Source organism: Sporosarcina contaminans (assembly GCF_042679045.1).
In the GTDB taxonomy this organism is placed as follows: domain Bacteria; phylum Bacillota; class Bacilli; order Bacillales_A; family Planococcaceae; genus Sporosarcina; species Sporosarcina contaminans.
On the sequence record NZ_JBHTLT010000034.1, the window covers coordinates 1 to 18,507 of the forward strand.

The 18,507-nt window shown below is 37.6% G+C and carries 15 protein-coding genes; 7 read left to right on the forward strand and 8 right to left on the reverse strand.

Annotation, left to right across the window (positions count from 1 at the left end):
- Nucleotides 1-37: 37 nt before the first annotated feature.
- Together ACFQ38_RS07110 and ACFQ38_RS07115 are read right to left on the reverse strand one after the other, a co-directional pair.
- The gene (locus ACFQ38_RS07110; protein ID WP_381480198.1) at nt 38-2,302 is read right to left on the reverse strand and encodes a 5'-nucleotidase C-terminal domain-containing protein; all 2,265 of its coding nucleotides are present in this window, start codon (nt 2,300-2,302) and stop codon (nt 38-40) included.
- Between the two features lie 518 nt (nt 2,303-2,820).
- On the reverse strand, nt 2,821-4,644 hold the full coding sequence (locus tag ACFQ38_RS07115; RefSeq protein WP_381480199.1) for a S9 family peptidase: 1,824 nt from the start codon (nt 4,642-4,644) through the stop codon (nt 2,821-2,823).
- A 385-nt stretch (nt 4,645-5,029) separates the two neighbouring features.
- Between ACFQ38_RS07115 and ACFQ38_RS07120 the strand changes: the two genes are divergently transcribed.
- Together ACFQ38_RS07120 and ACFQ38_RS07125 are read left to right on the forward strand one after the other, a co-directional pair.
- A complete protein-coding gene (locus ACFQ38_RS07120) occupies nt 5,030-7,099 on the forward strand; it encodes a S9 family peptidase (RefSeq protein WP_381480200.1) in 2,070 nt (689 codons plus the stop codon).
- Nucleotides 7,100-7,368: 269 nt separating this feature from the next.
- Entirely contained in the window at nt 7,369-8,328 is a 960-nt protein-coding gene (locus ACFQ38_RS07125; protein WP_381480201.1) for an arsenic resistance protein, read from the forward strand.
- A gap of 577 nt (nt 8,329-8,905) precedes the next feature.
- Here ACFQ38_RS07125 and ACFQ38_RS07130 read toward each other — a convergent pair.
- Nucleotides 8,906-9,664: an SDR family NAD(P)-dependent oxidoreductase gene (locus ACFQ38_RS07130; RefSeq protein WP_381480202.1), complete on the reverse strand. Its 759-nt coding sequence runs from the start codon at nt 9,662-9,664 to the stop codon at nt 8,906-8,908.
- Nucleotides 9,665-9,890: 226 nt separating this feature from the next.
- Nucleotides 9,891-10,328 carry a MarR family winged helix-turn-helix transcriptional regulator gene (locus ACFQ38_RS07135; protein WP_381480204.1) on the reverse strand — a complete coding sequence of 146 codons (438 nt, stop codon included), beginning with the start codon at nt 10,326-10,328 and terminating at the stop codon, nt 9,891-9,893.
- 451 nt (nt 10,329-10,779) lie between these two features.
- On the opposite strand from ACFQ38_RS07135, the gene ACFQ38_RS07140 reads away from it, so the two are divergent.
- Nucleotides 10,780-11,820: a YdcF family protein gene (locus tag ACFQ38_RS07140; protein ID WP_381480205.1), complete on the forward strand. Its 1,041-nt coding sequence runs from the start codon at nt 10,780-10,782 to the stop codon at nt 11,818-11,820.
- 69 nt (nt 11,821-11,889) lie between these two features.
- Here the strand turns inward: ACFQ38_RS07140 and ACFQ38_RS07145 are convergent, their stop codons facing one another.
- Together ACFQ38_RS07145 and ACFQ38_RS07150 are read right to left on the reverse strand one after the other, a co-directional pair.
- Nucleotides 11,890-12,939: a DUF418 domain-containing protein gene (locus tag ACFQ38_RS07145; RefSeq protein WP_381480206.1), complete on the reverse strand. Its 1,050-nt coding sequence runs from the start codon at nt 12,937-12,939 to the stop codon at nt 11,890-11,892.
- A 280-nt stretch (nt 12,940-13,219) separates the two neighbouring features.
- Nucleotides 13,220-13,615, reverse strand: a complete 396-nt coding sequence (locus tag ACFQ38_RS07150; protein ID WP_381480207.1) for a VOC family protein — start codon at nt 13,613-13,615, stop codon at nt 13,220-13,222.
- A gap of 242 nt (nt 13,616-13,857) precedes the next feature.
- Between ACFQ38_RS07150 and ACFQ38_RS07155 the strand changes: the two genes are divergently transcribed.
- On the forward strand, nt 13,858-14,754 hold the full coding sequence (locus ACFQ38_RS07155) for a LysR family transcriptional regulator (protein ID WP_381480208.1): 897 nt from the start codon (nt 13,858-13,860) through the stop codon (nt 14,752-14,754).
- Nucleotides 14,755-14,891: 137 nt separating this feature from the next.
- Here ACFQ38_RS07155 and ACFQ38_RS07160 read toward each other — a convergent pair whose 3' ends face one another.
- Nucleotides 14,892-15,128 (reverse strand): glutaredoxin family protein, encoded by a 237-nt coding sequence (locus ACFQ38_RS07160; protein WP_381480209.1) that lies wholly within the window; start codon nt 15,126-15,128, stop codon nt 14,892-14,894.
- Between the two features lie 991 nt (nt 15,129-16,119).
- The gene (locus ACFQ38_RS07165; protein WP_381480210.1) at nt 16,120-16,542 is read right to left on the reverse strand and encodes a hypothetical protein; all 423 of its coding nucleotides are present in this window, start codon (nt 16,540-16,542) and stop codon (nt 16,120-16,122) included.
- Nucleotides 16,543-16,849: 307 nt separating this feature from the next.
- Here ACFQ38_RS07165 and ACFQ38_RS07170 point away from each other — a divergent pair, with 307 nt between their 5' ends.
- From ACFQ38_RS07170 to ACFQ38_RS07180, 3 genes are read left to right on the forward strand one after another with little or no spacing between them, the layout of a single operon-like run.
- Nucleotides 16,850-17,440, forward strand: coding sequence for a hypothetical protein (locus ACFQ38_RS07170; protein ID WP_231867620.1), 591 nt, complete (start codon nt 16,850-16,852; stop codon nt 17,438-17,440).
- A complete protein-coding gene (locus ACFQ38_RS07175; protein WP_063442839.1) occupies nt 17,433-17,729 on the forward strand; it encodes a transcriptional regulator in 297 nt (98 codons plus the stop codon). Before ACFQ38_RS07170 ends, ACFQ38_RS07175 begins: the two co-directional genes overlap by 8 nt.
- 17 nt (nt 17,730-17,746) lie before the next feature.
- Nucleotides 17,747-18,382: a CPBP family intramembrane glutamic endopeptidase gene (locus ACFQ38_RS07180; protein ID WP_381480211.1), complete on the forward strand. Its 636-nt coding sequence runs from the start codon at nt 17,747-17,749 to the stop codon at nt 18,380-18,382.
- Nucleotides 18,383-18,507 lie beyond the last annotated feature (125 nt).

An 18,507-nucleotide genomic window follows, 5' to 3' on the forward strand; every position in this document is an offset into this window, starting at 1 on the left:
CCACCTGTTCTATTTTAGGGACTTATTGGACAGCCTCTTATTTGATAACTTTTACATAGCGGCTATACACATATGCTTTTTTGCCCTTGTACTCGATTTGGTACCAGCCTTTTTTATTTCCAAGAATCTTCACTTCTGTATTTTTCGAAACAGCGCCTACAATTTTCCCATTGTTGGAAGGCTGAGAACGGACATACAAACTATGGGAGGAAACAACACCAATCGTCGCTTTTGACTCAACCGGTGCAGGTTTTCCTGGCTTCGATTCTGGTTTTCCTGGTTTTCCTGGTTTTTCAGGTTTTCCTGGGGTTGGCGCAGGCTTGCTTGGCGACGCATTGTCTTTCGCATCCTCATCCTTAGAATTGTTGGGCTCGGAAAGCATTTTCGATAGCTTCACATATAATTCGCCAGTCGTCTTCACATTGGAAAATTGCTTTTCATTTACTCCCGCTTTGGTAGAAAGTTCCTTGATTTCTTCTTTTGTAACAGCTTCATTTGCATTGATTGAAGCGATATTCGTATATTTTCCATCCTCTGTAGTAGGGACTTGCAAAATCCCTCTATTGACTAAGTCTTTTACTGCTTGATGGGCTGGAGAGGATGTATCGACACCGACAATTTTCCAGTTTTGCTGAGGGATAGGTGTATACTCGCCTTTCATTTCTTCCTTCAAATAGCGGATTGCCAAGTTGCGGATCGTACCTCCCGTCTCACCATAAGCGCTTTCGTCTTTAGAAGACCAAATCATGTTAAACTTACGTCCTTCTAATGCTTGTCCTGGAGAGACAAGAAAATCCATTCTGTATGAGTTCATCCCTAATTTTAGTTTCTCATCCATTTGGATAGGTGTTCCATCTAATCTTCTTAAGTTTTTAATGCGATTGCCGGGTTGCTCTGTAAGATCAATGTCATATTTCACATTGCCAAAAAAGTCATTCGTGCTATATTTAGAGGAACGGCGTTTCAAATCAAAGCTAATTGTAACATCACCAGGTTTCGAGCTATTGAAATAACCAACTGCCCATTCCATATAGTCTTTCAAATCTTTCCCAGTCACTTCATAGACAGATACTTCTCCACCCGCAAATTGATAATTGTATGCGATATCTTTTTTCTTAATGGGACCAATATCCAATTTTGCTTTGTCATTGTCTATCTGATGTGCAACGACATCTGCATCACTATAATGAAGCATGACTTCGTGGAAAAAGTCCGACAGTGGCGTTTCCTGAATTTGCACGGCAGGGATCCCTTTTATTTCATCTTTCGGGACAAGATCCATACCTTTCAATTGGCCAACTACGACATTTGCATCCGCCCGAGCGAACTCGTGAAATTTATGTAATTTCTCTTCTAATTCTTTGTCTGACTCTACGACAGTGCCTTCAGCAGACGTTACTGGTATTGCTTTCGCATCCTTATCTTTCAAAACAAACTCTCCATCTTTTTGCTCGAAGGTTAAGTCAATTTGAGAGATGTGTGTTCCGTATTTATTCGGCTCGGTGATCAAAACACCATTTACAACTTCCTTTTCAATCAAGACATGATTATGTCCGCCGAAAATTGCTGCAAGTTCGGGTACAGCATTTGCAATATCACGCACACCAGTACCCGGAATGCCGTTTTCATTTTCCAGTCCCATATGCATAACCCCGACCATGACATCCACTTTGCCTTCCAATTCCTTAACAACTTTTTTGGTTTCGTCAACTGGGTTCTTAACAACTAAACCATCCAAATGATCAGTGCCTTTTTCAAACTCGACAATCAATGGCGTGACCATTCCAATTACAGCAATTTTAACGCCTTCTTTTTCGAAAATCGTATAGGCAGGCAAAAAGCGTTCACCATTCTCCCAGTAGACGTTTCCAGCCAACTTAACGCCATCATATTGACTAGATACCTTTTCCAACACATCCAAACCAAAATTGAATTCATGATTGCCATATGACCACGCATCGAATTCCATTTCGTTTAGTGCTTTCATCAAAGGAGACTCAGGTTGGTCATTGAACAATTCAGCAGAATTATCTTGAATGAGATCCCCGTTGTCTAAAAGAATCGTATTTGGATTCTGTTTGCGGACTTCTTTAATAATTGTCGTTAATTGCGTCAAACTCCCACTTGGATTCGGTCCATCTATTGCATAATCCCACGGCATAAATCGGCCATGGATATCCGAAGTGGATAGAAGTGTAACCTTTACCTCTTTTTCTTCTGCTTTTACAATAGTGCCAGCACTAAATACCGCAGTGCTTAAAACTAAAGTAAGCGACAGAATAAGCTTGAAAAAACTCTTCATCTTGTAATCTCCTCTGCAATTTTATTGTGTTAAAACTATTAAATTATAACATGCTTGTTTTATTTGAAACATAGCAACAGCTTGTTGACAAACGCTCGCATACTGCGTTGCTCGTCTCGCTCGTCCCCTCATGAACCTTAAGTTCTATTCGGGTCTTCGCTCGACTTCGCGCCTTGTCTGGCAAGCGTTTTCAAGCCAAGCTGGGCAAACACTTATCCCATAACTAAAAACCTTTAAAAGACTGTAGACAAAGTAAAAAGATACTTTGTCTACAGTCTGATGCTTGTTTTATTTGAAACATAGCAAGATATATTGAATTCAGAATGTGAATCCGATGAAATAAAATATTAAAAACAAGGGCGTACCAATATTTTGTATCAAACAAACTATTTCTACTAGATTTTAGACACAGATTCAATCCAAGGTTGAATCTATGTCTAAAAATCATTATTTAGCTTTTACCAAGAACTCTATCATCAGCATGTCATAGTCATTCAGATCGTTCGCTACGGCTAAATTTACGATGAACCCTTAACGCTCCGCCTTTGGTCGGAAACCTCTGTATTTAAATATTTATTGAAAAACTCAACTGTCTTCGTATGCATCGCAATATGGTTTTCAATTTTTTCCGTCTGATGACCTTCGTCTTCGAAAATGACCAACTCGACTTCTCGATTCATGTTTTTCAAATCCGAGGCAAGCTGCTCCGCTTCACTTACCGGAACGCGGGAATCATTTCTCCCATGAAAGATAAGCAGCGGTGCTATCATATTATGCGTCAAATTCATTGGCGCCGTTTCATCGAAATAAGCACTATATGTTTCAAGTGATCCATATTCAAACTCCCGTAAATATCTTCTCCATTCCCCTGTATTTGTTAAGAACGTCCTCAAATTGGACATGCCGACAATATCAACGCCCGCTGCCCATAATTCAGGGTAGTGAGCCAAAGCGGATAACACCATGAATCCACCATAGCTCCTTCCCATTATTCCAATCTTGTCAGGAAGTACTTGATGGGAATGAACCAACTCTTCTGCCAAACTCGCCAAGTCCGCAACCGCGTCCAACCGCTTGTCTGCATCGTCCAATTTCAAATAAGCCCTACCGTATCCGTTGCTCCCCCGAATATTCGGTACCGCCACTGCAAAGCCTTTATAGACAAGATATTGTAAAACCGGATTATACTCCGCCTTCGATTGTCCTTCAGGTCCACCATGTACGTAAATGACAGCTGGCTTCTTCTCATCACTGTCCCTGTTATAAAAGAAATAAGGAACTTCCAAACCATCAAATGACGGATAGGAATACAGCTTTGGCTCCTTCCAATAGCCACCGACCGTTTCTGATTGACCGATGAACGTCAGACGTTCCACTTTCTTTGCTGACAAAGAATAGCTCCAAATATCACCCGGATTTATTGGAGATTTCAATGTAAATAAGAAAGAGTCATTCGACAGCCATGACATGGATCCTACGACCCCTTGAGGCAATTCATCAACGATTTCATATGTGTTCGATTTCGGATAATAAATCCCTAATTTATAAATACCGCCTTCATTTAAAGTAAAAGAAAGCGACTCCCCATCCGGTGAAAGTGAAATCTCCTCAATATCCCATTTCTCCCAATGCAGCAGCTTTTCAAGTTTTTCCGGTGCATCCAATGAAAACGTGCATAAATGAAGTGTATCCTCATCCGCATCCGTAAGGACATAACCTTTTCCATTAATGACAATCGGCGAAGCCATTCGTACAGCAGTCCCTTCCCTTCCAAGGCGAATGCTCTCTTTCGTCCGTACATTGACGATATAAATGGCTCGATCAATATTCGTTTCCATAACACTCACAAATAGAGATTCATGATCAATCCAACTTAGAGGTACGCAATTTACATCAGTAGTGAAAACTTGCTCTACTTCCCTATTTTCCACATCGATAATAAATACATCGAAATATCCCGGATGACGCCGGTTGCTTGAAAAGGAGAGATAGTTACCATCACTCGACCAGCCGCCTACATAATGGAAATGCTCTTTCGATTCTACAAGAACTTTTAGATCGTCTCCCGTTGGTCCAACGATATATAGCTGTTGCTTTTCATTCCCTTTATTATCCACCCCAACTACCGTCCGATCTCCTGCTGGCGAATGGTGCACACTCAATACACGATCATGCGTGCTTATGAATTGCACCGGCTTCCCTTCTGAGTTCAACTTCCAAACTTGAGGAATCCCCGTTAGTTTTGATAGAAATGTAAAGGTCCCTGTCCCCGGAATCACCTTCGCCTCATACGCCGAATTCACCTTCAAAAAATCGAATAATACCTTTTCTTCTTCATTCATTAGCCATTCCCCCGTTCTATTAATAAAAATCCCAACAACAAATGCCCGTAAAGAAGCCCTTGCCGCGAATCCCCTCCTCATAAACAACTACCAAAACGCATAAATGGATTCAGATGCACATAATTACGTGAGTAAACGCATAAACAGCAATAGTAGCTCATAAACAACTATAAAAACGCATATATACCGCTATTTCACGCAATAAAACAATCAGCTTCACCTAATTCAGTGTAATTTGCCGTATACATCAATTCACCCTCACACTGCCTATCATTTATTTCGACAACCGTATTAAAATTCCTGCCTTTCAGCTACTGTTTGTAGAATAAATAGAGGATTTCCCGCCAATATCACGAACTGTATATTTAGAAAAGGAGGAGGTTATATGATGCAACCACCTATAGCAAAACGGATTCCTTACACCCACGAATTACATGGCGATGTGCGCGAAGACGATTATTATTGGCTGAAAGACCGTGATAATCCCGAGGTCATCGACTATTTAGAGGATGAAAATCGATATTATGATGAAGTGATGCGTCCTTTAGAGAAACTGACAGAACAAATTTATGAAAGCATGGTCAACCGTGTGCCCGACATGGAGGAACAAGTACCTGTCCAGCATGGACCATTTTTCTACTACTCCCGCCTGGAAAAAAACAAGCAATATCCAATTTATGCACGTAAAAAAGCAACAAGTCGAGCATTTCTTTCAGAGGCAAAAGAAGAAATTGTCCTTGATTTGAATGAACTATCTGGCGAAGATGATTATTTAAGTGTGACGGTACAACGGAGAAGCAATGATCATAAGCGCCTAGCTTATTTAGAAAATCGGGATGGTACAGACCGGTACACCATCCACATTAAAGACATCGAAACGGGTGCCCTCTTGCCTGACCAAATCCCGAATGTCTATATTTACAGCAGTGTCGAGTGGAGCCGAAGCGGTGAGTATATTTTTTACATTACCGTTGACGAAAACCAACGGCCATACCAGTTATGGCGTCATCGTTTAGGAACTGAATCGGCTGAAGACGAGCTCATTTATGAAGAAAAAGACACAACGTATACACTTTTCATTGCCAAATCGCAAAGCGGGAAATTTATTTTTGTTTATTCCCATTCGAAAACGACGAGTGAAATTCGGTTGTTAGATGCGGACTCGCCGCTATCACCTTTGCAGCTAATAGACGAACGGCGAAATGGAGTTTTGTACGATGTCGAGCATTGGGGAGACGAGCTGCTCATTTTGACAAATGAAGGAGCACTGAACTTTGAGTTGCTTAGCTGCCCTCTTGATCATTTCCAATCTCGTGAAAAAGTTATAGAGCATCGTGAAGATCGCTATCTTCAAGGCATGTACCCATTCCGTGATGGATTGCTACTATTCGGGCGTGAAAACGGTTTAACGCAAATTTATATTTTGCGTAATCGCAGAAGTGAATTAGAAAAGCTCCAATGGAATGAACCTTTGTACACCGTTTCGGTTCTCTCCAACCAAAGCTACGAGTCCACAGAAGTGTTAATTCAATTCGAATCACTGCTCACTCCAAAAACGACTTTCGGACTTAATTTGCTCACTTGGAATAAACAATGTCTACAAGTCGCACCCGTCAGCGGAGAATATGACTCTTCCCACTATTATCAAGAACAGCTGTGGGCAACTGCCGAAGACGGAGTGAAAGTGCCAATGATCGCCGTCTACCGGAAAGATGCACTCGATCACGGGCCAGCACCATTGATCCTTTATGGATACGGTTCGTATGGAGCGAACAGCGATCCTCGTTTCAGCCCATATAATATTCCATTGTTAGATAAGGGTGTTATTCTTGTTACAGCGCAAGTGCGTGGCGGTTCCGAAATGGGACGTGGCTGGTACGAAGATGGCAAAATGCAGTATAAGCGAAATACGTTTACCGATTTCATTGCTGCGGCGAATCATTTAATTGAGGTAGGCTACACAACACCAAGCCAAATGGCGGCTCGCGGAGGAAGTGCGGGAGGCTTGTTAGTTGGAGCTGTCGCCAACTTGGCTGGTGAGTTATTCAAAGTGATCGTTCCAGCCGTGCCGTTCGTTGATGTCGTCACAACAATGTTAGACGAAACAATTCCACTTACAACTCTCGAATGGGACGAATGGGGAGATCCAAGAAAGAGTGAAGACTATTTCTATATGAAGTCCTACAGCCCATACGACAATGTAGAAGCGAAAGACTATCCACATTTGTTTATTACAACTGGCTTGAACGATCCCCGGGTCGGCTATTGGGAACCGGCAAAGTGGATTGCCCGTCTAAGAGCAATGAAAACGGATGATAACATCATCGTTCTTAAAACAAATATGGGTGCTGGTCATTTCGGCAAGTCTGGCCGTTTCAACCATCTGAAAGAATCTGCAGAATGCTATGCTTTTGTTCTTGATAAGCTTGGCGTTAGTGTAGAAGTGACAAATTAGAGCCCACTATGATACTTACACTGTTTCATCTGATATGGTACGCCGAAATATGGAAAGACACCAATTCGAACGGATTGGTGTCTTTAACTTTTATGGCTTTCAATTGAATTCAAAGCGATCGTTCAACCGTCCTTCTCATTTTTTTATTCTATACTCACTGACACACCATTTTTCGTTTGAAAATCCACTATCCAATTTATAAAGAAAACCTGAAATTATGATATGGTTAATATCTGTTGAGTATTTGTTTAAGAGGTTGTGAATTCGGTATGGGATTAATTGAAAAACTATATACTGTCATTATTTTCATAGCTGTAATGATTGGCTTGATCATTGGTCAAATCGATTTCATCCAATCAAATGCGGAAAGTTTGATCGTTCCGCTTATAATGGCTATGTTAACGATTACGTTTTTGCAAATGCCTATTGAAGATATAAGAGCAGCTTTCAAAAATAGAAAGTTTACATACACTTCCGTTCTGATTAACTTTGTTTGGACACCTATTCTATCTTGGCTGCTTGCTTTGCTTTTTTTAGGGGACACTCCTGCATTATATATTGGCTTTATTATGCTAATGATTACACCATGTACTGATTGGTACTTAATTTTTACCGGCATTGCAAAAGGAAATGTTGCGCTTTCAACTGCCATATTGCCTGTGAATTTAATCTTACAAGTTATTTTATTGCCGATCTATTTGCTCGTTTTCGGCGGAACAACTGGTGCTATACAATTCCCAATACTTTTGGAAAGCATCGTTACTGCTTTATTGATACCGTTCATCCTATCCTTCCTGATAAAAATGCTAGTAAGAAATAAGCAGCAGCTAAAAGATCGTCTCTTATCAAAAATTAACAACTTACCGATCATTTTCTTAGGCCTCGCAATTATGGCCATGTTTGCATCACAAGGACAATTGTTAGTTACTCATTTGGATTTGCTATGGCGGATTACGATACCAATACTCTTATTTTTTATAATTAATTTCTTTGTCAGTCAAAAAGTTGGGCATTTTTTAAAATTCCCAATCGCTGACGGAAAAAGCTTGAGCATGACTACTTTAGCAAGAAATTCTCCAACCGCACTCGCCATAGCGATGACCGCTTTTCCAAACGAGCCTCTTATCCCATTGACATTAGTGGTAGGTCCTTTATTGGAATTGCCTTTACTCGCGATCGTTACGCAAATGCTCATCGGAATTTCTAAAAAGCCAAACGCTATTACTTGAGGAATGGGAAAGGAGCATGCTTTATTAAAAGCTCAAGAACAAAGACGGATTCGATTGGATAAATTCATTCGAATCCGTCTTTGTTATCATTCATGTCGGTATTTTTTCACTTTTTAGTTGTCATAGTCAACAATTCGAGTTAGTCTGCGACTGATTTTACTGCACCAAGCAGAGATGCATCGATACCGGAAAAACAATGGTTTTCCAACTTGACCTTCATCCAATTTTGCATATGAATACCTCCCTTTTCACTACTATACTCTCCATATAGTTCGGAAAATTATTGTAAAATGGGAACATACATAATGTCGTAATCGCATTGACTTTTAGATCTCACATCTATACATCTTCTTATAAAAGCAGATTCGTTTAAATAATTTGTAATGTTTGCACCATTTTTTCTCGCAACACGGTCTACGCAAACAGCGTTTTTATTTCTTTAGAAGCTTGCGTCTTTTACATGATCTTTAGTGCTTTTCATTCATTTGGGACAGGATTGCTTGGAAATGAAAACAAAAAGACAGACCGGATGAAGTGTAGCCGATCTGTCTTATTTATAAGTACTTTTCTTAGAATTTTATAATGTTAATCCACCGTCAACAAGAACGACCGAGCCTGTCATATAGCTTGCTTTTTCTGACGCCAAAAACGCAACCATTTCTGCAAGTTCATCTGGAGAAGCATAACGACCCATTCTCATATTTGGTAACTCTTCAGGAATGTAAGTACCTTTTTCAAATTGAACTGCAACACTAGCTGTTAACGCTGTTTCCACGCCTCCTGGAGCAAGCGCATTGATACGAATTCCTTTTTTCGCATATTCCAATGCTGCGCCCTTCGTTAAACCTACAACCGCATGTTTGCTTGCAGAATAAACAGCAACGCTATGTTCAGCGCGTATTCCAGCAGTAGATGCAGTATTAATAATAGAGCCGGAACCTTGTTCTTCCATCACCTTCAACACATACTTCATGCCAAGGTAAATCCCTTTCACATTAACAGCCATAATCCGATCAAATTCTGATTCCTCAACTGCAGTGAATGGAGAGAACTTTTGGATAATACCTGCATTGTTAAAAAACACATCGATCCGTCCATATGTTTCGACCGCTTTATTGACATAGTTTTTTACATCTTCCGTTTTTGAAACATCGGCTTGAACGAAGATGCCTTCTCCACCTTGTTCTTTCACAAGTTTTAGCGTTTCTTCACCTGTTTCCTGATTGAAATCGACCAATACAACTTTTGCTCCATTTTTAGACAATTTCAAGCTGCTCGCTCTTCCGATTCCGCTTCCTGCACCAGTAATGACAGCAATTTTATTTGATAATTCCATGTTTTTGCTCCTCCTCTTAATTGGCGATACTTACGGTTTTATTAGATAAACTTCCCTAATGTACGATTACTACTATGTAGATCTATTGGTCAGCTTTTATAGCTCGTCCGTCAAATCCACTCATTGCCCACTTCCATCCACAAACGAAGCTAACTCTCCTTCTCCACAAGGCGGTTCCTCCGTATTAAATTCCGTGAGTTCCGACTCCAACTCACAATAATTCCATCTATTTCTGCTCCATCTGTTCACTCGCTTTATGCAGCAATTGAATCAACTGCTGACTATGATTTTTATCCAATATTTCTGAGTGTCTTAAATAAATTTCATTCAACTTTTCATATATTTCGTTGCACAAGGATTTTCCTTCTTCTGTTAAATAAATTAAAATATGTTTACCGTCAGGCTTACGCTCAACATAATTTTTGTTTATCAATTTATCAATTAGCCTTGTACTAGTTGAAGGAGCGATCGAAAGTTTTTTACACAATTCTTTTTGAGAAATTCCTGGATAATCATTGATTGTTAGGATTAAGTAAGCATAAGAAGGAGGTATATCCATTGATGAAAATACTTCCGCAGCTATTTTTTCCATATGCCTTGCAAACCGCGCAGCAGTAAAATAGAGACAGTTGCTTAATAAATAATCCGAATTAGGAGTTGGCATTATAGCTCACCCTGCCTTTTGGGACGATTCTTCACAGATAAATTCAGATCTTTTTTTTCTTTCAAAGAATCTTACTCCCCCTTTACTATTTTCAAAAGAGTATGAACCAAAATATTTGTATATACAAATATCTGGGTATTTTTATTATATTCCTGTATTACTTTCTTGTAAAAATAAATGCTTCACACAATCCACATTAAAAATTGAAGCAACAAATATTCGTTACTTTGTAGCGAGTTGCCCATGGTATAGCAAAAATACTCATTATTAATGAGCACCGAAAAAGGTTCCCTTGTTCTTCAATAATTAGAGTGAAACATATGATTTTTTGAATGTAACCTTTAAAACAGGCAAAAATAATAATAATTCTTCTTAACTCAACACTAATGATAAACTGATACTATTATCATTTATATTGCATTGGGCATTCTTATAACAATTGAGGTATGAAATGGTTATCATTGGAATCACAACACTTATTTTATTGTTTATCTTCTTATTATTTTATTTAACTGACCCTAGACGACTTATTAACGGTTTTCTATTTAACGTGTTTTTCTGTTCATTTCTTATATTTTGTGGGTACGTAGGATTTAGCACAGACATTATGATTTTTAAATTAATCGCTCTTATCCCGACTATGATATTTCTCCTTTTTATCTCAGTATTTGGATTAGCGGCTCTAGCTATAGGATTATTTTTAAATGGCCGAGTGCTGATGAAAAAAGAAAGCCGGCGTTTAGCCAACAGTTTAACATTTATTTTGGGGATCTTTCTTCTATTAATAATTATATTCCGTTTGGTGAATCTAAAACATTTTTTGCCTGATTTTACTGCACCTTTATACAGCAGTGCATACTTCTTACTAATGATTTATTTTTTCTTACACGTTACAAATTTTTTAACTGCTTACTTTTTGTATCAATTTAATAGGCCAAAATATAACCAAGACTTTATTATCGTGCTTGGCAGTGGTTTAATAAACGATGAAGTCCCGCCACTCTTAGCAAGTCGAATTAATAAGGCAATTGATTTTTATTGGAAACAAGCAGCGGTAGCTTTCCCGCCTATCATAATTTTCTCAGGCGGACAAGGTGCAGATGAAAACCTACCTGAAGCAGAAGCGATGCAAAAGTATGCGGTAGAGAAAGGAATTCCGATTGAGCATACATTAACGGAAACTTGTTCAGTCAATACATTCCAGAATATGCTTTATTCAAAGCAAATAATGGATTCAATGAAAGAAGGCAACTATAACAGCATTTTTACGACAAACAATTTCCATCTATTCAGGGCCAGCTTATATGCAAAAAAGGCAGGTTTAAAGAGCCAAGGGATCGGTTCGAAGACTGTTTTTTACTATTGGCTCAATGCGATGATTCGAGAATATATTGCCATCGTTGCGATGCATCGTAAACGTCATATCGTAGTAGCAGGAATTATCTTAGGATTTTTCATCCTTTTTTATCTTCTTTCAGTTATAATTTCTTAATCAATACAAAAAGCAGACGAAATGCGTTGATTTACGCATTTTGCCTGCTTTATTCATTAAGGGTAATTACTATCTAACGGAGGCTTTTCCGTTCCTGCCATACGTCATAAATCGCCATACTTTTTCAAGTGGCCCCATCTTAAAGAATTTAAACCAAATGGCACTATAAATGATTTGAATCGTAAAAATGATGATTGCTATGATAACAATGTTGATCGGCGACACAGTTTCAAGGCCCATTAGATTGATGATAAACAATCCAATGAAGCTTTGCGCCCAATAATTTGTAAAAGCCATTTGCCCTACATTTGCAATCGGTTGTAAACGTTTTGCAATGGATTTGTTTTCTAAAATTACAAACAGGCTCGATAAGTACAAATAGGTCGTCGGTATCGTACCTAAAGCAATTATCTCATTAAGACGAGGATCGTCACCAGTTGCTGCAAACCAAATCCAAATGGAAAAGCCGATAAACAATAGAAATGTAACGATTTGGATCCATTTGATTGGAGTCGTCAATTCACTTATCTTTCGAATCCAACCCGCTTTAGCCGCTAAAAATCCTGATAAAAACATAATGAAGATCGTAATGAGATCATTCCCAAGAAAGGTAAATACATTTGTGATCATCCCCATATTTGGAGCAAAGATCACTACTACTATCGATAAGATATGCACCGTAATCATTCCGCCAAGCCACTTTGTAATTGTAGACAGCTTTGCATGATAAAAAGGAATCAAGAAAAATCCAGCAATGGCATATACCGCTAAAATGGAACCCCAAAATACGATAAGATGTATAATGCCAATGAATAAAAGGGCTAATAAGCGCCTTGCAAAACGCCATCGAGGTTTATCCCCACGGCTTTCAGCACGAGATGCAAAAATATAAAACCCTACACCAAATAGAAATGAAAAAATAGAAAAGAACTTTTTCTCTACAAGAATATCGATTATTATCTCAACGAGCCGATTTAACCCGATATACTCTGGAATCACCACTCCATCAGTAAGGATTTTAAAAGCCCCTACATTAATTAACAAAATCCCAAATAAAGCAAAACCACGAATAATATCTAAGGAAACGACTCTTTCCTTTTGTGTAATGGAAGGGATCATACTATAATTACTCCTTTACTTATTAAGATGTAATTAGTATAGTAACCCGGTCTTACACTATCTTTATATAAACCTTACATTAACCTTAAAACAAAAAAAGCTATGATAAGTGCTCAAAATAAGTACTCGGAACGGTATTGTAAAAACATAAAGTAGCACCGATTACGATGATCAAAATTTGTAGAACAAATGAAGTCGCATTTATTTTAGGTAGGTTAGAACAGATACGTTAAAAAAGACGCTCAATACAAAATTGAACGTCTTAAAATACGGATATATTTTATCTTAAGTGAGCATAGTTTTCGTTATCATACAAGCCTGGTAAATAAGCCTCTAATAAATTTCCCTCCGGATCCTTAAAGCGAAAATGTGCTTTGCTGCCATCTATAATAGAAGCACCCTTCTCCTTCAAATACTCTTGGCATAGTTCGGCTCCTTCAGAAGAAATTTGAATTACCGGATGCGATCCATTCTCGGCATTACGATCACTTAATTCCCCTTCTGGCATTGCAATAAGACAAAGGGGCGTACCTCCACCATGATCGGTTCTGAGCACGACGGTATCTCCGAAGTCTTTATGAATGGAAAAGCCCAATACCTCTACATACCACTTTGTAGCTTTTTGAATGTCCCTTACTCTGACATTCACTTGATAGACCCCATTAAACATAGACATATGAACTGCTCCCTTTCTTATTTCCCCTTACTATTTACATCTCAATAGTATTTTGAACACTTTTTGGAAAACAATGTTCTACTAAAAAGATGTTTGGGATCTCTATTTCTGCTTCTCATAATTTTTGAAAGGGTTATGCATAAACTCTAAACCACTTTCCGTCTACTATAAATATATTATAAATTATAATACAATGATAGTTAAAACCTATCAGAACATATAAATACTTGGGAGGCAATTCGATGGAACTAAAACAATTGGAGTACTTTATCGTATTATGCCAAGAGCTGCATTTTACGCGCGCAGCAGAGAAATTAGGTATAGCCCAACCTTCTCTTAGTCAACAAATTAGCTTGTTAGAACATGAAGTAGGGATGCCACTGTTTGATCGTGTTGGCAAAAAAAATATACTTACTGATGCAGGTAAAGCATTGCTCCATCATAGCTACAATGTTTTTCATGAAATTTCCCAGGCACGCGCGGCAATTAGCGAGCTTCAAGGATTAGAGAGAGGCACGCTCAAAATAGGCTCCCTACTCTCCGTTGTTAATTATTTGCTTTCCCCAACAGTTATCGGGTTTCATAATGCTTATCCCAATGTAGAACTATCCGTACAAGGATTACGCACTGGAGATATTTACAAAGGACTATTACAAAATGAATTGGATTTTGGTATCGTTTTTTTACCGTTGAAACATGAAGACCTAAAAGCGATTCCGCTCTATAAAGAAGAACTTGCTTTTGCTGTACCAATCGATCACATCATTGCAAAAGAGCCGTCGGCATCACTTCAAATTTTAAAAGAGACACCATCTATTTTATTACCTGAAACCTATTATCTACGGCAAGTTGTTAACGAACAGTGCCGCTCACTAAATTTCACACCCAAACCAGTACTCGAAATGACGACGATGGAATCGATCATTCAAATGGTAAGCAAAGGCGTCGGTGTTACGATACTACCAAAAGCTTACCTAAATTATATTGATCATCTTCATATTAAAACGATTCCTATCAAAGATCCGGTAATTACCACACAGATTGGTATTGCCTATCGAAAGAACAAACATTTATGTGCTGCGAGTCGCGTATTTATAGACCAATTGATTCAAACAGTTCAAGATGAAAACATTAACTAAGGTTTTATCAGAAATATCCTTTATGCTCTTCAATACTTCATCAATACAACTTCAACGAGTTCAATGTCAGGGGCACTCTGCCTTTTGTGTCTCAATGAAAATAAAGAAGGTGCCTTAACAGCACCCTCTTTTAAAATTTATCCTTTAACATCATCTAAACTTGCACCGTAATTGATATGATATACATTTTCACCAATTACCAATGCCGGGACTGATTTTACTCCAACTTTTTCTGCTTCTTCAATACGATTTTGGTCAGTGCCAAGATGTACCACTTCTGCAGTAATCTTTGATTTGTCAAGATAATCAAGAACCATTTGCTCCGCATCTACACAAACTGGACAACCCGCGTGATAAAAAATTGCTTTTGACATTTCACATCATCTCCCATCGTTTTTTGTAGCATTGCTACTTAATTTAAACTATAGAAGGTGCCATGAAAGTAAACAATATCAAATTACCTATAGTATCAATAGGTAAAACGAATCGAATGTTTAGTTTCCTGTGAAGCTATGTTTTATTATACTGTTGGTTGCCACACCCAGATCAATTGCAACTGAAACGGTAAGGTAGTTGTTCAGCATTCTATTCCCTATTTTTAATAAATATTTGATATCCCGCAACTGCATATTATTAGTGGGAAAGGCAATTAGCTAATAGGCAGTTACACACATTACCCAAATGCTCCTTTAAGTAAAAGTAAAATCCGAAGTTAAAAAATCCCCCGAACCATTCGTCCGAGGGAACATAAAACACACTTCACTATTCAGCTAAAATCCAATAAAGCTATTGGTTCCAAGCTACTTCTGTCCATTTAAAAAATACTCCTGCACCTTCACCCCACCCAAACCCGCATTCCACCGTTTCCGTTTAAAATAAAGTCCATCACCTTTCCCTCATTTTCACACATTTTTGGTCACGTTTTGACCACTTTTCACTGCTTTTCTCACGCTTTTTGTTCACGTTTTTCTCGGTTTAAAAGAAAGTTCTTTACGTTCGAGATTGAAGAAACAGAGTAGTGGCAAGGATTTCAAGGATTTTGGGTACAGGACTTTGTTTTAAACGATCAGGACAAGGTGTTGCGAGTTTATTATAAAGTACTGGAGTTTATTGCTTGTCTACAACTTCTGTTGCTTTAAAATAATCTCACCACATCTTTACTCCACGCAAACCCGCATTCCACCGTTGCCGTTTAAAATAAAATCACGCTATCTTTCGCTCATTTTCACACATTTCCGATCACGTTTTGACCGTTTTNTAGAAGAATAATGGATATAGGATTAAGGAAAGGATAAAATGCTAAGTATCTGAAAATCATAATTAATGACAGTCACTCGCACAATTAGCATCTTTATCTTATCCAATCTATTTTGAAGTGAATTTATCGAAATACTCATCCCAATAGTTTCCATCATCCGACTCAATGCTATGTAACCAAGTATGCATCATAAGTAATTCAAGATACTGTTTCTTTCCTTTCATAAACGGTTTATGTGAAATTCTTGGATATAGCGAATTGAGGTTAAATAGATTTGTTTTTTGCTTGAAGTCATAATCGAAATATTGCTGTACCTTGGTATTTTTCACTTTATGTTTAGCTGGCCACAAGCTATCATCGTCTGAAAAGCGGTGTATATAGTCTGATACAAAAGCCCAAATACTCACTTTATACTTAGCCCAAGTTTTATCAATCCATTCGGTAATTTCTTCGGTCAAGAATACAGGTGGATTATCTACTTCCTTTTGACTCTGGATTCTGTGATAATCTTTAATAAACTGAAAAAGCATTTCCGTTTGATCTTTTAAAAATGGATTCTTCTTGATAAGCTCTGCATAAATACCATAGGAGCAACTTCTAAATTCACTTTCTGTGTGATAAAGAAAAAATGGGTATTCGGATTATCGTGTGGAATACCATAATGGTTAGATAATTTTTATCATATTATAAAACGGATAATAGTGTGGAATTTAAAAACTGTCATAATTATATTGTATGGCATAAAACCAAGTAGTCCTTTTTAGTAAAACTTATTTACTTTAAAATACTATTGTATTATACTCTGTTATGCAGAGTACTCTGGAGGAGGGAATTGTATTGGGAAAAAATCAAAATGATAAAGAAGAAATTATAGAAAATTTATCCCATATAAAAACTTTAATAAATCATAAACAAGATTATGGTAAACAAGCAGCACCATACTTTATTGTTTGGGGCTGTGTATGGATTATTGGCTTTTTAATTAGTTCTACTGGATCAATATCGGTAATTAATATGACTTGGATTTTACTTGCAATAGTTGGTTGGTTGTTCTCTGGCATAACCTTTTTAAGACAAAAAAGGAACTATCCTATGCCCAAATTCCTGAACAATCAATTCAAAATGTTATGGATTGGATTCTTGTTTATCTTTTATATATTTGTCTTTCTTATTGGCTCTAAATTATTGCCACTTTCATTTCATCATCTTGCATTGTACAGTTTTTTATTAATTTCTATTTTGTATATATTATTGGGTATTGTTTTAACAAGGACAATCTTCTTTATGGGCTTATGGTTGATTGTCCTTGGAACAGCTACTTACTCATTTTTATCAGATTATATGTATATAATCTTTGCAATATTAGGTGGAGGATGCCTACTATTAACTGGAATTTTGCTGAATAGAAAAGGGATTAAAAATGAGTAAGCCAAAACATTTGAATGATTTAATTCATGCAAAAGTAAGGCTTGGAATTATGAGTCTTCTGATGACATATGGAGAGTGCAATTTTACTTTTCTAAAGAAAACATTAGAAATCACTGATGGCAATTTAGGTTCTCATTTACAAAAGTTAGAAGACGCAAATTATATAGAAATCAAAAAAACATTCGTAAAGAAAAAACCTAAAACAATTGTAACCGTTACAGACATAGGTACAGACGCTTATAGAGAATATATTAAATCACTGGAATCAATTTTATATATAGATAAGTAGCATGGGAGTTGTTATATATGTATAACCCAAAAGATGAAAGAATTACAGGTTTGTTTTTAGGGATTCCATCCATTGCTTTAACCGTGCATGTTTTCTTTTGGTATTTAGGGAACCCTCAACAATTTATCGAGCATAGATTAGGAATTAATTCCGATGCGTTTAATAACCCTACAGTTTGGATATTTACTTTTGTAATTGCAATTGGCTATATTATGTACACTGCTAAAGTTATTCCCTTTGTTCGTAAGCACTTGTTTACATTTTCATGGCTTAAAGTGATTGGTATATGGGCTGCATTAATTTTTAGTACTTTAGAAGAGGTTTTATTCAGGCAAATACTAATGGATTGGCTAATGAGTTTAGACTATTCAATAACCATACAAGTGTTAGCCTCAGCCATTATCTTCGGTTTAGCACATGGTGCATGGGTTCTTCTTAGAGGGGAGTTTAAAATTGGTCTTCCAGTGATATTGTCAACTACAGTTCTTGGTGGGTTACTTGCCGTTTTGTACATTATAGCTGATCGTAATATACTTGCACCAATTGTGGCTCATATATTAATTAATTTATTTATTGAACCATGGCTTATACTTTCCGCCATATCAGGAAAGTGGAATAGCGGAGTAAAAGAAAGCGGAAATCATGACAACTAATATGCTCAATCTGCCAAACATTAAGATTCTGGATATGAAAGAAAGTGCAGATGATTATAGATTCTTAGTTGAGTCTACTACTCTACCTCCTTCTCATTGTCTAAAATGTGGTACTGTTGCAAACT

Coding starts and splice junctions, on each gene's coding strand:
- ACFQ38_RS07165 (WP_381480210.1), bottom strand. CDS start 16,542: ATGCTTTTTCAGTTTATTAAAGATTATCACAGAATCCAGAGTCAAAAG.
- ACFQ38_RS07175 (WP_063442839.1), top strand. CDS start 17,433: ATGAGTAAGCCAAAACATTTGAATGATTTAATTCATGCAAAAGTAAGG.
- ACFQ38_RS07130 (WP_381480202.1), bottom strand. CDS start 9,664: ATGGAATTATCAAATAAAATTGCTGTCATTACTGGTGCAGGAAGCGGA.
- ACFQ38_RS07110 (WP_381480198.1), bottom strand. CDS start 2,302: ATGAAGAGTTTTTTCAAGCTTATTCTGTCGCTTACTTTAGTTTTAAGC.
- ACFQ38_RS07155 (WP_381480208.1), top strand. CDS start 13,858: ATGGAACTAAAACAATTGGAGTACTTTATCGTATTATGCCAAGAGCTG.
- ACFQ38_RS07150 (WP_381480207.1), bottom strand. CDS start 13,615: ATGTCTATGTTTAATGGGGTCTATCAAGTGAATGTCAGAGTAAGGGAC.
- ACFQ38_RS07180 (WP_381480211.1), top strand. CDS start 17,747: ATGTATAACCCAAAAGATGAAAGAATTACAGGTTTGTTTTTAGGGATT.
- ACFQ38_RS07145 (WP_381480206.1), bottom strand. CDS start 12,939: ATGATCCCTTCCATTACACAAAAGGAAAGAGTCGTTTCCTTAGATATT.
- ACFQ38_RS07120 (WP_381480200.1), top strand. CDS start 5,030: ATGATGCAACCACCTATAGCAAAACGGATTCCTTACACCCACGAATTA.
- ACFQ38_RS07135 (WP_381480204.1), bottom strand. CDS start 10,328: ATGCCAACTCCTAATTCGGATTATTTATTAAGCAACTGTCTCTATTTT.
- ACFQ38_RS07115 (WP_381480199.1), bottom strand. CDS start 4,644: ATGAATGAAGAAGAAAAGGTATTATTCGATTTTTTGAAGGTGAATTCG.
- ACFQ38_RS07140 (WP_381480205.1), top strand. CDS start 10,780: ATGGTTATCATTGGAATCACAACACTTATTTTATTGTTTATCTTCTTA.
- ACFQ38_RS07125 (WP_381480201.1), top strand. CDS start 7,369: ATGGGATTAATTGAAAAACTATATACTGTCATTATTTTCATAGCTGTA.
- ACFQ38_RS07160 (WP_381480209.1), bottom strand. CDS start 15,128: ATGTCAAAAGCAATTTTTTATCACGCGGGTTGTCCAGTTTGTGTAGAT.